The sequence below is a fragment of the Cellulomonas fulva genome (genome assembly GCF_018531375.1).
Lineage (GTDB): Bacteria > Actinomycetota > Actinomycetes > Actinomycetales > Cellulomonadaceae > Cellulomonas > Cellulomonas fulva.
Genome location: NZ_JAHBOH010000001.1, coordinates 517128 through 531164 on the forward strand (window position 1 = coordinate 517128; position 14037 = coordinate 531164).

At 75.8% G+C, this 14037-nt stretch carries 13 protein-coding genes; 4 read left to right on the plus strand and 9 right to left on the minus strand.

What is annotated here, in order from left to right:
- Window positions 1-25 precede the first annotated feature (25 nt).
- From KIN34_RS02250 to KIN34_RS02265, 4 genes are all read left to right on the plus strand, one after another.
- Window positions 26-754, plus strand: a complete 729-nt coding sequence (locus tag KIN34_RS02250) for a response regulator transcription factor (protein WP_214346119.1) — start codon at window positions 26-28, stop codon at window positions 752-754.
- A complete protein-coding gene (locus KIN34_RS02255) occupies window positions 751-2427 on the plus strand; it encodes a sensor histidine kinase (RefSeq protein WP_307858047.1) in 1677 nt (558 codons plus the stop codon). Before KIN34_RS02250 ends, KIN34_RS02255 begins: the two co-directional genes overlap by 4 nt.
- A 93-nt stretch (window positions 2428-2520) precedes the next feature.
- On the plus strand, window positions 2521-3288 hold the full coding sequence (locus KIN34_RS02260) for an HD domain-containing protein (RefSeq protein ID WP_237689023.1): 768 nt from the start codon (window positions 2521-2523) through the stop codon (window positions 3286-3288).
- A complete protein-coding gene (locus KIN34_RS02265) occupies window positions 3285-3548 on the plus strand; it encodes a DUF4031 domain-containing protein (RefSeq protein WP_214346120.1) in 264 nt (87 codons plus the stop codon). The genes KIN34_RS02260 and KIN34_RS02265 overlap by 4 nt, the downstream gene beginning before the upstream one ends.
- 10 nt (window positions 3549-3558) lie before the next feature.
- Here the strand turns inward: KIN34_RS02265 and KIN34_RS17020 are convergent, their stop codons facing one another.
- The 9 genes from KIN34_RS17020 to KIN34_RS02305 all read right to left on the minus strand — a co-directional run bounded on the left by KIN34_RS17020 (window position 3559) and on the right by KIN34_RS02305 (window position 14021).
- On the minus strand, window positions 3559-4506 hold the full coding sequence (locus KIN34_RS17020) for an energy-coupling factor ABC transporter permease (RefSeq protein WP_214346121.1): 948 nt from the start codon (window positions 4504-4506) through the stop codon (window positions 3559-3561).
- Window positions 4485-5303, minus strand: coding sequence for an urease accessory protein UreD (locus KIN34_RS02275; RefSeq protein WP_214346122.1), 819 nt, complete (start codon window positions 5301-5303; stop codon window positions 4485-4487). The genes KIN34_RS17020 and KIN34_RS02275 overlap by 22 nt, the downstream gene beginning before the upstream one ends.
- A gap of 31 nt (window positions 5304-5334) precedes the next feature.
- Window positions 5335-6135: an urease accessory protein UreG gene (ureG, locus tag KIN34_RS02280; RefSeq protein ID WP_214346123.1), complete on the minus strand. Its 801-nt coding sequence runs from the start codon at window positions 6133-6135 to the stop codon at window positions 5335-5337.
- Entirely contained in the window at window positions 6128-6946 is an 819-nt protein-coding gene (locus KIN34_RS02285) for an urease accessory protein UreF (RefSeq protein WP_214346124.1), read from the minus strand. The genes ureG and KIN34_RS02285 overlap by 8 nt, the downstream gene beginning before the upstream one ends.
- Window positions 6946-8649, minus strand: coding sequence for an urease subunit alpha (locus KIN34_RS02290; protein WP_307858048.1), 1704 nt, complete (start codon window positions 8647-8649; stop codon window positions 6946-6948). The genes KIN34_RS02285 and KIN34_RS02290 overlap by 1 nt, the downstream gene beginning before the upstream one ends.
- A gap of 3 nt (window positions 8650-8652) precedes the next feature.
- Window positions 8653-9051: an urease subunit beta gene (locus KIN34_RS16605; protein WP_237689024.1), complete on the minus strand. Its 399-nt coding sequence runs from the start codon at window positions 9049-9051 to the stop codon at window positions 8653-8655.
- Between the two features lie 9 nt (window positions 9052-9060).
- Window positions 9061-9363 carry an urease subunit gamma gene (locus tag KIN34_RS02295; RefSeq protein WP_214346125.1) on the minus strand — a complete coding sequence of 101 codons (303 nt, stop codon included), beginning with the start codon at window positions 9361-9363 and terminating at the stop codon, window positions 9061-9063.
- A 55-nt stretch (window positions 9364-9418) separates the two neighbouring features.
- Entirely contained in the window at window positions 9419-13036 is a 3618-nt protein-coding gene (gene uca, locus KIN34_RS02300) for an urea carboxylase (protein ID WP_214346127.1), read from the minus strand.
- 259 nt (window positions 13037-13295) lie between these two features.
- Complete coding sequence (locus KIN34_RS02305; RefSeq protein WP_237689025.1) at window positions 13296-14021, minus strand: GntR family transcriptional regulator; 726 nt, start codon at window positions 14019-14021, stop codon at window positions 13296-13298.
- Between the last annotated feature and the right edge of the window lie 16 nt (window positions 14022-14037).

Consider the following 14037-nt stretch of genomic DNA (forward strand, 5'->3'; position numbering starts at 1 on the left):
CAGGCAGGAGGGCCACGATGGGGGCATGAGCGCGAACCCGACCGAGGCCGAGGCCCGCCTGCTCGTCGTCGACGACGAGCCGAACATCCGCGAGCTGCTGGCGACCAGCCTGCGCTTCGCGGGCTTCGAGGTCCACGCCGCGGCCGACGGCGGCTCCGCCCTGCGCCTGGCCCGGGAGGTCGAGCCCGACCTGCTGGTGCTCGACGTGATGCTCCCGGACATGGACGGGTTCACCGTGACGCGCCGCCTGCGCGAGAAGGGCCAGCACATGCCCGTGCTGTTCCTGACCGCGCGCGACGACACCGCGGACAAGGTCCAGGGCCTGACGGTCGGTGGCGACGACTACGTCACCAAGCCGTTCAGCCTGGAGGAGGTCGTCGCCCGCATCCGCGCGATCCTGCGCCGCACCGCGCCCGGCGGGGACGACGAGGGCAACGTGATCACCTACGCCGACCTCGAGCTCGACGAGGACTCCCACGAGGTGCACCGCGCGGGTCAGGAGATCGACCTGTCGCCCACCGAGTTCAAGCTGCTGCGCTACCTCATGCTCAACGCCGGCCGCGTGCTGTCCAAGAGCCAGATCCTCGACCACGTGTGGCAGTACGACTGGGGCGGCGACGCCAACATCGTCGAGTCCTACATCTCCTACCTGCGCCGCAAGGTCGACTCGCTGACCGCCCCCGACGGCACCCGGCTGCCGCCGCTCATCCACACCAAGCGCGGGGTCGGCTACCTGCTGCGCGAGATGTCGTGACGACGCGCGACCCCGGCCCCGTCCCGCCCCCACCGCCCCGGCCCGCCGCGGCGGCCGCCCCGCCGACCGTCGAGCCGGGCATGGAACCGACGCCGGCGCCGGACGGGTCGCCGACGAGCGCGCGCGGCACCCGCACGGGTCCCGCCGGCGGCGTCGCGCGCTGGTGGTCCGGCGTCTCCCTCGTCGGGCGGCTCGTCGGCATCGCGACGGTCCTGCTGGCCGTCGGCCTGATCCTCACGGGCGTCACCGCCACGACGCTCCTGCAGCGCAACCTGGTCCAGCAGGTCGACGACAAGCTGCGCACCGAGGGCGTGCAGCTGGTCAACGCCTCGCTCAACAGCTACCAGGGCGAGGGGCCGCCCACGGACTACTTCGCCATCGTGACGCAGGCCGGCGAGACGTGGACGCTGTTCTCCCCGCGGCCGGACGTGCTCGACGAGAAGGGCACCCCGAAGCTGCCGTCGCTGACGTACGGACAGGCCGAGGCGCGCGGCGGCGAGCCGTACACCGTCTCGTCGGACACGGGCTCGTCGTGGCGGGCGGTCTCCTACCCCGTCGAGCAGGCGCGGGCCGTCGTGACGATCGCGCTGCCGCTCTCGGACGTCGCCGAGACCGTGCGCTCCATGGTCCTGGTGCTCCTGCTGTCCGGCGCCGTCATCCTGCTCGCGGGCGTGTTCGCCGGGCGGTGGGCGGTGCGCCGGTCGCTGCGGCCGCTCACCCACATCGAGAAGACCGCGGCCGCGTTCGCGGCGGGCGACTTCTCGCAGCGCGTGCCCGCGGCCCCCGCGAGCACCGAGGTCGGCCGGCTGGGCGAGGCGCTGAACGGGATGCTGGCGCAGATCGAGCAGGCGTTCGCGGTGCGCACCGCGTCGGAGGCGCGGATGCGCCGGTTCGTCGCCGACGCGTCGCACGAGCTGCGCACGCCGCTCGCGACCATCCGCGGCTACGGCGAGCTCTACCGGATGGGCGCGCTGACGACCACGGACCAGGTCGACGACACCATGGGCCGGATCGAGTCGTCCGCGACGCGCATGGGCGGGCTCGTCGAGGACCTGCTGTCGCTCGCGCGGCTCGACGAGAAGCGGCAGATGCGCCGCGCGCCGGTGGACCTCACGGTCGTCGCGGCCGACGCGGTGAGCGACCTGCACGCGCTCGACCCGTCCCGCACCGCGCGCCTGGTCCCGCTGGTCCCCGGCGGGCCGAGCGGGCCGGCGGTGGTCGAGGGCGACGAGGCGCACCTGCGTCAGGTGGTCGCCAACCTCGTCGGGAACGTCGTCCAGCACACGCCCGCGGGGACGGCGGTGGAGATCGCCGTGGGTCTCGCGGAGCAGCGGTCCGACGAGGCGTCGTCGGGTGGCTCGACGAGCGCGGCCACGGGCCCGGTGGCGGTCCCGGGACGGCAGGTCGGCGTCGTCGAGGTGCGGGACCACGGACCGGGCATCGACCCCGAGCACGCCGCGCGCGTGTTCGAGCGGTTCTACCGGGTCGACGCGTCGCGCGGCCGCGACTCGGGCGGCGCCGGCCTGGGCATGGCGATCGTCGCGGCGATCGTCACGGCGCACGACGGCCGGGTGGACCTGGCGCAGACGCCCGGCGGCGGCACCACGGTGCGCGTCGAGATCCCGACGTCCGGCGTGTCGGCGGGGCTCGCCGGACCGGAGCCGGAGATCTGACGAGCGGCCGTCCACAGGCACGCCGGGACGGACCGGTGGCCGCCGGGCCAGGGCTACCATGGCGCGTCCCTGTCGTCGTCGTGAGGTTCATCCATGGGCGTCCCAGACGCGCCGGCCTGGCTCCTGCCGGCCTTCGTCCGCAACGTCCAGGGGGCCGGCGCCACGGCCTCGACCGACGAGATCCGGGCCGCGGGTGAGCGCCTGCTGGAGCGGTGGTCCTCCCCGGGCCGCGAGTTCCACAACGTCAAGCACCTGGTCGACGTGCTGATGCGGGTCGACGAGCTGGACGAGGAGAGCCACGAGCCGCACCTGGTCCGTCTGGCCGGCTGGTACCACGGGGCGATCTTCGACTCCGCCGACCGCAAGGCGTACGCCAACCGCGGCGGCGAGGACGAGGCCGCGAGCGCCCGGATCGCCTACGACGAGCTGACCGGGCTGGGCGTGCCCGAGCCGCACGCGCAGCGCGTGCACGACCTGGTCAACGCCCTGGTGCGGCACAGCCCGGACCCGGCGGACGTGGACTGCGCGGTCCTGTGCGACGCGGACCTGGCCGTGCTCGCCACCGAGCCGCAGCGCTACAAGGCCTACCTGCACGACGTGCGGGCCGAGTACGCGCACCTGCCCGCCGAGGACTACGTGCGGGCGCGCGTCCGCATCCTGCACAAGCTGCTCGCGCGGCCGTCGCTGTTCTCCTCGCCCCTCGGCGCGGCGTGGGAGGAGCCGGCGCGGCAGAACGTGTCCGCCGAGCTGCAGCGCCTCGAGAAGGAGCTGACGAAGATCGACGAGCAGGCGGTCGAGCAGGGCGTGCAGGACGGCGTCGCGGGCGACGTCGACGACGTGGCGCCCGACGCCCGCCCGTGATCCTCGTCGACCCGCCGCTGTGGCCGCGCCACGGGCGGCTGTGGTCGCACCTGGTCAGTGACACCTCGCTCGAGGAGCTGCACGCCTTCGCCCGCCGCGCCGGCCTGCCGGAGCGCGCGTTCGACCGCGACCACTACGACGTGCCCGACGAGCGGCACGACGAGCTGGTCGCCGCCGGGGCCGTGGCGGTCGACACCCGGGAGCTGGTGCGCCGCCTGCGCGCGAGCGGCCTGCGCGTCCGCGCCCGCGACCGCCACTGACCCCCGCGCGTCAGGCCGCGGTCGGCGACGGGCGGCGTGACGTGAGCGCCAGGACGCCGACCAGCGCGACCACCGCCGCGACGCCGACGAGCCCCGCGACCCCGCCCGGGATCGACGCGACCTGGCCGTAGTCCGCGAACGGCGTCTCGAGCAGCGCGGCGCCGAACGTGTGGTCGAACCCCACGCGCTGCGCGGCCCACTCGAGCCCGTCCGGCGTCCCGACCGCGAGCGCGGACAGGCCCCCGGCGGTCACGACCGCCGCGACGCCGAGCGCGAGCGTCCCGCTGCGTGCGGCGGCGCCGCCGGCCTCCCGCCGGTCGAGCACGGCGAGCCCGGGCGCGAGGGCGGCGACCAGCGCGACCACGGCACCGGTGACCAGCGCTTCGCCGAGCCCGATCACGCCGTGCACGGGCACCATGGCCCCGGCGAGCTCCCCGATCCCGACTCCGGCGGTGCCACCGATCGCGTACAGCACCACGAACGCGAGCGCGGCGGCCGGGACGGACAGCAGCGCGCCGCCCGCGGCGGCGAGCGCGGCGCGGGCCCCGGGCGGCACCCGGTGGGCGAGCCGCTCGACGAGCCGCGCCCCGCCCCAGCCGACGAGCGTCCCCACCCCGGCCATGAGCAGCACGTTCACGCCGAGCGCGGTGATCCCCCCGTCGGCGAACAGCACCGCCTGCACCGCGAGCACGGCCGTCACGGCCAGGAACCCGAGCCACGGCCCGACGAGCGCGGCGGCGAGCGCCGCGCCGATCAGGTGCCCGCTCGTCCCGGAGGCCACCGGGTAGTTGACCATCTGTGCCGCGAACACGAACCCGGAGGTCGCCGCGGCCAGGACCAGCCGCTCGCGGGTCGCCTCGGCACGCGCGTGCCGGACGGCCTGGGTCAGGACGGCGCCGGCGACCACCGCCGTCGCGATGCTGGTGCCGGGGTCGATCACGTGGTCGGGGACGTGCATGGTGCGCTCCTGTCGTCGGTGCGGGTCGGTGGTCCGGGTCGGTCGTCGGTGAGGTGCGGGGAGGTGCGGTCGGGCGGTCGGCGGTCCGCGACCGCGTGAGCGCGCCAGCGGGTCAGGACCGGCCCGACGTCCGCGAGGTGGGCCGCGGTACCGACGGCCCGCGCGAGCGCCCCCGCCCCGGCGAGGTCGAGCACGACGACCCCTGGGTCGGTCCCGTCCGTCGCGGGCGCCGGCCGGACGCCGGCCAGCAGCACGGCGTCCACGACGCGCGCCGGGCCGAGCACGCCCGGCGCCGCGTGCCCGCCGGTCAGGTCGAGCTCCTCGACCAGGAGGTCCTCGCCCGCGTGCCGCGCGTGCGTCCGGGTGCGCAGCAGCCCGCCGCGCTGACCGTCGCGGCCGAGCACCAGGGTCTCGCGCAGCAGCGCGACGCCCTCGTCGTGCACGTCGAGCGAGGTGACGCGCGTGACGTCCGCACCGTCGGAGACGACGAACGGCAGCGCGTCCCACACGAGGCGGGCGCCCCGCCCGACGCTCACCGCAGCGGTCCAGGACGAGGCCTGCCCGCGCCCGTGGTAGGCCACCGTGCCGGACGTCTCGACGAGCTCGAGCGCGACGCCCTCGCCCACCCGGACGTCCACGTGGACGTGGTCGCCGCCCAGCAGGAGCGCGCCGGTGGCGACGAGCGCGACGACCGCGCCCTCGTCGGACTGCTCGAGGACGCGCGGCGCCACGTGGCCGGCGCGCAGCACGCACCGCACGCGGTCGCCCGCGCGCTCCACCTCCACCGTCGTCCGCACGCTCGTCGTCCTCCCGCTCGTCCTCGCGCCGTCAGGCGTGGCTGTGCACGTAGCCGCCGGCCGGGTTCTCCTCGTCGGCGTGGAAGTGCGGCGCCATCGGGCCGGGGTCCTGCGGGACGTGGGCGCCCGCGCGGTGGGCGGCGAGCATGACGCGCACCCAGTCCTTGAGCGTCTCGACCGACCCCGCGTCGTGCCGGGACAGCGCGAGCACCGGCCGGCCGTCGCGCGCGGCGGTCGCGTCCGCGACCATCTGCGCCACGTCGACGCCCACGTACGGGGACAGGTCCGTCTTGTTCACGACGAGCAGGTCCGCCCGGCCGATGCCCGGCCCGCCCTTGCGCGCGACGTCCCCGCCCCCGGCCACGTCGAGGACGAAGATCTGCGCGTCCACCAGGGCCGGGGAGAACGTGGCGGTGAGGTTGTCCCCGCCGGACTCGACCAGCACCACGTCCAGCGGCGCGAAGTCCTGCTCGAGGTCCTCCACGGCCATGAGGTTCGCGGTGACGTCGTCGCGGATGGCCGTGTGCGGGCACGCGCCCGTCTCGACGGCGCGGATGCGGTCCGGGTCCAGGACCCCCGCCGACCGCAGGAACCGTGCGTCCTCGTCGGTGTAGATGTCGTTGGTGATGACGCCGAGCTGCAGCTCGGCGCCCAGCTCGCGGCAGACCAGCGCGATGAGCGAGCTCTTCCCGGTCCCCACGGGCCCGGCGACGCCGAGCCGCAGCGATCGCGTCGCCGCGCCCGCGCCCTCACCGCCGAGCTCGCGGTCTGGGCCGGGAGCGACGGCCTCGTGGGTGTGCGGGCGACGGTGGTCGTGCGTGTTCTCAGGCACTGAAGAGCCTCTCTGTGCGGTGGGTGTGCTGCTGCGCCCACTCCTCGAGGAGCGGTGCGCCGGTGGCCGGGATGTCGGCGGGGTCGGTCAGGCGCGCGAGGGACGAGGCCATCTCCTCGATCAGCGGCGCGGCGGCCAGGACCCAGGCGGTCGCGTCGGCGGGGTCGACCGGCGCGAGCTTCAGGGTCGCGGAGGCGATGGTCTGCGCGTCGTCGTACCCGACGAGCTGCGCGACCTGGCGCCCGTCGAGCCCGACGCACGCGGCGACCACCCCGAGCACCACCGCCCGCGGCGGCTGCCCACGCTCCCCTCTGCCCCCGCGCACGCCCGCACCCTCGTCACCACCCGCGCCTGGGCGTTCACCGCGTCCACCTCCGCGCGGCCGGGTGGGGAGCGGGCCGAGGGGGAGCATCGCGGTGTCGAGGGCCAGGACCGCGGGGTGGGTCGGCCAGAGCCGGTGGGCGAGTCGCAGGTAGCCGCGGCCGAGGCGCTGGGAGGTCTCGCGCAGCGCGGGGCTCGGGGTGCGTGCCGCCCAGGCCCGCCACACCGACCGCAGCAGGGCGACGCGCTCGTCGGGCACGGTCAGCGCCGCGTGGCGCGCGACCACCGCGACGGCGGCCTCGGTGCGCGTCACCGTGGCGAGCCGTGCCGCGACGTACGCCGGCACGTCGCGCACCGGCATGCCGGCCAGCAGCGCCGGCTCGAGGCCCGCCGACTGCGTGTGGGCACCCGTGGGCAGGCGCGCGTCCGCGAGGAGCGCGAACAGGACGCCCGACGAGCCGGCGCTCGGACCGGCGACGTGACCGGTCATCAGAACATCGAGTACAGCTGCGCGAGTGGCAGCCGGTCGGCGGGGGCGGGGACGACGAACTCGCCGTCCACGGCGATCGCGAACGACTCGGGGTCGATCTCGATGCGCGGCAGGGCGTCGTTGAGCCGCATCTGGGCCTTGCCGACGTCACGCGTGCCGGCCAGGGGCAGGAGCGTCCGCCGCAGGCCCAGGCGGTCGGCCAGACCGTCCTCGAGCGCGGCGGGTGCGACGAACGTGACGGAGAGCTCCGGTGCGATCGCGTCCCCGAAAGCGGGCCGCAGGAGCACGGGCTGGGGCGAGGGGATCGACGCGTTCGGGTCGCCCAGCGCGCCCCACACCAGCGCGCCGCCCTTGAGCACCACCGAGGGCCGGATGCCGAAGAACTTGGGCTCCCACAGCACCAGGTCCGCGAGCTTGCCGGGTTCCACGGAGCCCACGTGGGCGTCGATGCCGTGCGCGATCGCGGGGTTGATCGTGTACTTGGCGACGTAGCGGCGGGCGCGCAGGTTGTCCGCCGGCTCACCGCCACCGAGCGCACCTCGTCGGGCCTTCATCACGTGCGCCACCTGCCACGTCCGCGTGACAACCTCGCCGATCCGGCCCATGGCCTGCGCGTCGGACGACGTGATCGACAGCGCCCCGAGGTCGTGCAGGACGTCCTCGGCGGCGATGGTCGTCGCGCGGATCCGGGACTCCGCGAACGCGAGGTCCTCGGGCACGTGCGGGTTGAGGTGGTGGCAGACCATGAGCATGTCGAGGTGCTCGGCCACGGTGTTGACCGTGTGCGGCAGCGTCGGGTTGGTCGAGCCGGGCACCACGTTCGGGTGCGACGCGACCGTCAGGATGTCCGGCGCGTGGCCGCCGCCCGCGCCCTCGGTGTGGAACGCGTGGATCCCGCGGCCCGCGATCGCCGCGAGCGTGGACTCGACGAACCCCGCCTCGTTCAGCGAGTCCGAGTGGAGCGCGACCTGCAGGCCCCAGCGGTCGGCCGCGCGCAGCGACGCGTCGAGCGCGGCGGGCGTGGAGCCCCAGTCCTCGTGCACCTTGTAGCCGGCCGCGCCCGCGAGCGCCTGCTCGTCGAGCGCCGCGTCGGACACCGTGTTGCCCTTGGCGAGCAGCAGCACGTTGACGGGGAGCGGGTCGAGCGCGCGGTGGATGGTGCCCAGGTGCCAGGCGCCCGGCGTCACCGTGGTCGCCTTGGAGCCCTCGGACGGACCCGTGCCGCCGCCGACGATCGTCGTCAGACCGGTCGCCAGCGCCTCGTGCACCTGCGACGGCGAGATCAGGTGCACGTGCGAGTCGATGCCGCCCGCGGTCAGGATCCTGCCCTCGCCGGAGATCACGTCCGTCGACGGGCCGATGTGCAGGTCGGGGTGCACGCCGTCGGCCACGTCCGGGTTGCCCGCGCGCCCCAGCGCGACGATCCGGCCGTCCCGGATGCCGACGTCGGCCCGGACCACGCCCCACCAGTCCAGCACCACGGCGTTGGTGATGACCGTGTCGAGGGCGCCCTGCGCGCGTGTCGTCGTGCCCTGCGCCATCGACTCCCGGATGGACTTGCCGCCGCCGAACACCGCCTCGTCACCGCCGAACGTGCGGTCCTCCGTCACCTCGATCCACAGGTCCGTGTCGCCGAGACGGACCTGGTCGCCCGTCGTGGGGCCGTACAGCGCGACGTAGCGCGCCCGCGAGATCTCGACCACGCGTCAGGCCTCCTCGTCCGACGAGCCGGGGGCCGACGGACCCGTGACCGGGCCCAGCGCCCCGTCGTCGGCCTTGCCCCGCTGGATCCCGGGGACGCGGCGCGCGCCCCGGATCGTGACCGCGGCGACGACGGCCGAGGCGCCCGGCTCGAACCGGCGGGAGGTGCCGGACGGCAGGTCCAGCCGGAAGCCGTGCGCCGCCACCCGGTCGAGCTCCAGCGCGCTGTTGGCGTCGGGCAGGTGCAGGTGGGAGCCGATCTGCACGGGGCGGTCGCCCGTGTTCGTCACGACGAGCGTGATCCGCTCGTGCGCGGCGCGGTCCGCGTTGAGGACCACCGTCTCGTGCTCCCGGCCGGGTGCCACGCGCACCGCGCCCGGGCCGCTCGTCGTCGTGCCTGCCATGGCCGCCCCCTACGCGATCGGCTCGTGGATGGTGACGAGCTTGCGCCCGTCCGGGAAGGTCGCCTCGACCTGGACGTCCGGGAGCATGTCCGCGACCCCGTCCATCACCTGGTCGCGGCCCAGGACCGAGCGCCCCTCGACCATGAGGTCCGGCACCGACCGGCCCTCGCGGGCGCGCTCGATGACCCACGTGGTCAGCAGCGCGACCGTCTCGGGGTAGTTGAGCCGCACGCCGCGGGCCAGGCGGTCGCGCGCGACCATGCCCGCGACGGACAGCAGCAGCTTCTCGGTGTCTCCGGGCGTCAGGTGCACGGCCCCTCCCTCGTCTCGTCGTCGGCGGCCGCGCCGCTCCCGCACCGGCGGACCGTCACAGCCCCACCGCCACCACGGCCAGCGCCTCACCGGGCGCGACCTGCTGCCCCGGCTCGACCAGGACCTCGACCACCCGGCCGTCGACCGGCACGGGAACCGCGAGCTCGAGCTTCATGGCCTCGAGCGCCACCAGCCGGTCGCCCGCGCGCACCCGCTCGCCGACGCGTGCCTCGACCCGCCACACCGAGCCGACCATCGGCGCCTCGACCAGCACGCAGCCCTCGGGGGCCCGGCGGACCGGCGCCGACAGCGGCGGGGTCGCGGCGTGCTCGTCGGGTGCGTCGAGCTCGCCGGCCTCCGCCCAGGCGGCCCGCTCGGCCGCGAACGTCGCCGCCCGCCGCGCGGTCACCCGCGCGATCTCGTCGTGCTCACGCGCCAGCGCCTCGCGGTGCTCCCGCGCGGAGAACCAGCCCTCCTCGACCTCCAGCGCTCCCCGGCCGGCGGCGAGCTCCTCGCGGACCCGCTGGAGCTCGTCCGCGGTCACGGGGTGCCAGACGATCCGGTCGAAGCAGCGCAGCAGCCACGGCACGCCGGGCTCGAACGGCTCGCGCTGCGCGTACCCGGACCACACCGGCACCGTCCGCCCGACGAGCTGGTACCCGCCCGGGGAGTCCATGCCGTACACGCACAGGTACTGGCCGCCGAGCCCGACCGTCCCCTCGGCCGTCCACGTCCGCGCCGGGTTGTACTTGGTGGTCAGCAGGCGGTGCCGCGGGTCGAGCGGGACCGCCAGCGGCGCGCCCAGGTAGACGTCGCCGAGCCCGAGCACCAGGTACTCCGCGGCGGCCATGGTCGCCAGCACCTCGTCGACGCTCGCGAGCCCGTTGACGCGGCGGACGAACTCCGCGTTCGACGGGAGCCACGGCGCGTGCGGCCGGACACCCGCGACGTAGCGGCCCACGGCCTCGTCGACGACGGGGTCGCCGAAGGCCAGCGGCAGGTGGACGCGCCGGGACGGGACGACGAGGTCGTCGGTGTGCGGCAGCGCGTGCTCGAGCTGGACCAGCACCCCGACGAGGCTGCGCACGGGCAGCAGCTCCGGGTCCACGTGCACGTGCAGGCTGCGCACGCCCGGCGTCACGTCGACGACGCCGACGAGCCCGTCCCGGACCCGGCCCCGCAACGCCTCGGCGAGGGCGTGAGCGCGCAGCCGCAGCCCCAGGTCGAGCACGGGCGCTCCGTACTCGACGAGCACGTTGTCGTCGCCGCCGCGCAGGTACACCACGCGCGGGCGGCCCACGGCGTCGTTCGCGTCGCCCGGCACCACGGCCAGCACGCCGTCGTCGCCGTCGGTCCCCGTCGCCAGCCCGGGCGGCAGGCACGCGGCGCCGCGCAGCCGGTCCTCGCGGCGCAGCCGGTCCGCCGTCCGCGTGGGCACCGCGTCGAGCCGGACGGTGTCACCGGGCCGGATCTGGCCCAGCTTCCACCGGTGCCCGGAGACCACGGTGACCGGGCACGCGAAGCCGCCGAGCGACGGCCCGTCCGGCCCCAGCAGGATCGGGGTGTCGCCGCTGAGGTTGAGGGCGCCGACCGAGTACGGCGTGTCGTGGACGTTCGACGGGTGCAGGCCGGCCTCGCCGCCGTCCGGCCGCGCCCAGCGCGGACGCGGCCCGGACAGCCGGATGCCCGTCCGGTTGGCGTGCGCCTGCACGCGCCACGTGGCGCCGAGCAGGGTGGTCATGTCCTCACGCGTGAGATGGTCCGGCGCCGGGTGCGGACCCTCCTGGACCGCGAGCCGCCACTGGTGCGTGAGCCGCGGGCGCTGCTCGGTCGGCACGGCGGCGGGCACGGGCGCTCCCGCGGGCGCCCGCCCGGGGACCAGGACGTCGCCGGGCGCGAGCGCGCGACCCGCCCCGCCGCCGAACCCGCCGAGCGTGAACGTCGCCGCGGAGCCGAGGTACGCGGGGACGTCGAGGCCGCCGCGCACCAGCACGTACGTCCGGAGCCCGGCGCCCTCCGGCGCCCCCACGTCGAGCACGCCCCCGGCGCGCACGGGCACGGGCTCCCACTGCGGCACCGCACGACCGTCGACGCTGACGGGTGCCGCGGCGCCCGTCACGCACACCGTCACCGCGTGGCTGAAGCGCAGCCGCGGGCCGGTCAGCGTGCACTCGAGCCCCGCCGCACCCTCGTCGTTCCCCAGTGCGCGGTTGCCCAGCCGGAAGGACAGGTCGTCCATCGGACCCGAGGGCGGGACGCCCACCTCCCACAGCCCGCGCCGGCCCGGCCAGTCCTGGACCGTCGTCATGTCACCGCCGCGCAGCACCTCGACCCACGGCTCGTCGTCCCGCACGTCCGCGAGCAGCCCGGTGTCCAGGGCACCGGCGAGCACGCGCTCGTCGGAGACCGCCGCGCGCAGCTGCGGCAGGTTCGTCGCGACGCCCTCGACACGCGTGACCGCGAGCGCGTCGCGGGCCCGCGCGAACGCCTGCGCGCGGTCCGCACCCGCGACGACGACCTTCGCCAGCAGCGGGTCCCAGTGCGGGGTCACCTGCTGGCCCGCCTCCGCCCAGCCGTCGACGCGCACCGGCGGCAGCGTGACGTGCGTCAGGGTCCCGGTGCTCGGCAGCCCCCCGCGCCGCGGGTCCTCCGCGTACACGCGGGCCTGCACGGCGTGCCCGGTCACCGCGAGCGCGTCCGGCACGCCGCGCAGCACGTCCTCGCCCGCGGCCTGCCGCAGCATCCACGCCACCAGATCGACGCCCGTGACCTCCTCGGTCACGGTGTGCTCGACCTGCAGCCGCGCGTTGACCTCGAGCAGTGCCGCCTCGCCCGGCCGGTCCAGGTCCAGCACGAACTCCACCGTGCCCGCGGAGCGGTAGCCGACCGAGGCGAGCACGTCGCGCGACCAGCCCGCGAGGCGGGACCGCAGGTCGTCGGGCAGCCCCGGCGCGGGCGCCTCCTCGAGGACCTTCTGGTGCCGCCGCTGCAGCGAGCAGTCGCGGTCGCCCAGCGTCACGACGCGGCCGCGACCGTCGCCGAACGCCTGGACCTCGACGTGCCGCGCACGCGTGACCAGACGCTCCAGGTACATCGTGGGGTTGCCGAACCGCTCGACCGCCGTCCGGCGCACGTCCTCGACCGCCGCGAGCAGGTCCTGCGCGCTCGCGCAGCGACGCAGGCCCAGGCCACCGCCACCCGCGACCGCCTTGAGCATCACCGGGTAGCCGATGGTCTCCGCCGCGGCGAGCGCGCCGTCGAGCGTCGTGACGAGGCCCGAGCCCGCGAGCACGGGCACGCCGGCCGCACGCGCCGCCTGCCGCGCCCGGAACTTGTCGCCGAACGTCGCCACCTGCTGCGGCGTCGGTCCGACGAGCGCGAGGCCCGCGGCCTCGACGTCCGCGGCGAACGCCGCGTCCTCGGACAGGAAGCCGTAGCCGGGGTGCACCGCGCTCGCGCCGGACCGCGCCGCCGCGGCCAGGACCAGCTCGGGCCGCAGGTACCCCTGCGGGTCCTCACCCAGGTGCACCACGTCGTCGGCCGCCCGCACGTGCGGCGCGGCCGCGTCAGGCCCGGTGCACAGCGCGACGGTCCGCCAGCCGCGCGCACGGGCGGTGCGCAGGACGCGCAGGGCGATCTCGCCGCGGTTCGCGACGAGCAGCGTGCGGTCCATCCGTGCCTCCCTCCCGCGCGTCCCTGGCGACGTGTCCGGGGCCGGCCGCAGCCTGCCCTCGAGAACCCTGCGACCTGCTGGTCTGGCTGTATACAACGAGGTATCCCGGAGCGTACGAACGTGATGTTTCGCCGCGGACCGCTCCCGATGAACGCCGCGTTACGCGCGACCGCGCGCCGCGCGGAGCGGTGGCGGGGCGCGGGTCCGCCCGCACGGACGGGCGACGGGGTCAGCCGAGGTCAGCCGGGGTCAACCGGGGTCAGCCGGCGAGGGCCATGCGCGTCATGGCGCTGGTGGCGCGCTCCATGACCACCTCGAGCGACTCGCCCACGTGCTTGTGCAGCGCGGTGAGCGCCTCCGGGAGGTGCCGGGCCAGCACGAGGTCGAGGATCTCGAGGTGCTCGGTGATCGTCGCGTCGATGCGCGAGGTCTCCACGAAGTCGTGCATCCGCACCGACCGGATCTTCTGGTTGACCGTCACCAGGGCGTCGGTCAGCTGCGCGTTGCCCGACGAGCGGGACAGGACCTGGTGGAACCGCTCGTCGACCTGGACGAAGCTCGCGTCGGGCTCGGGCGGCTCGTCGCGCAGCCGCTGCCAGACCTCGAGCTCGGCCCGCAGGGCGGCCTCGTCGTGCCGCACGGACGGGTTCTCGATGGCGCGCTGGATGCCGCGCAGCTCGAGCGTGATGCGCAGCTCGTAGAGGTTGCGCAGGTCCTCGAGGCTCGGCACCACGACGGCGTAGCCGAAGTCGGTGCGCTCCACCAGGCCGTCGGACAGCAGCCGGGACAGGGCCTCGCGCACCGGCGTGCGAGAGACCTCGAACGCCTTGCCGAGCTTGGGCTCGGTGAGCCGCTCCCGGGGGCTCACGCGGCCGTTGAGGATGTCGTCGCGCAGCCGCTGGTAGACCACCTCGCGCAGCGAGAGCCCGTCGGTCGGCGTCGCGGGATCCGTGGCGTCGGCCGCCGGCAGCGGACCCGTGCTCATGACCATGGAGCGTAGT

Coding starts and splice junctions, on each gene's coding strand:
- KIN34_RS02305 (WP_237689025.1), bottom strand. CDS start 14,021: ATGAGCACGGGTCCGCTGCCGGCGGCCGACGCCACGGATCCCGCGACG.
- KIN34_RS17020 (WP_214346121.1), bottom strand. CDS start 4,506: ATGCACGTCCCCGACCACGTGATCGACCCCGGCACCAGCATCGCGACG.
- uca (WP_214346127.1), bottom strand. CDS start 13,036: ATGGACCGCACGCTGCTCGTCGCGAACCGCGGCGAGATCGCCCTGCGC.
- KIN34_RS02250 (WP_214346119.1), top strand. CDS start 26: ATGAGCGCGAACCCGACCGAGGCCGAGGCCCGCCTGCTCGTCGTCGAC.
- KIN34_RS16605 (WP_237689024.1), bottom strand. CDS start 9,051: ATGGCAGGCACGACGACGAGCGGCCCGGGCGCGGTGCGCGTGGCACCC.
- KIN34_RS02285 (WP_214346124.1), bottom strand. CDS start 6,946: ATGACCGGTCACGTCGCCGGTCCGAGCGCCGGCTCGTCGGGCGTCCTG.
- KIN34_RS02260 (WP_237689023.1), top strand. CDS start 2,521: ATGGGCGTCCCAGACGCGCCGGCCTGGCTCCTGCCGGCCTTCGTCCGC.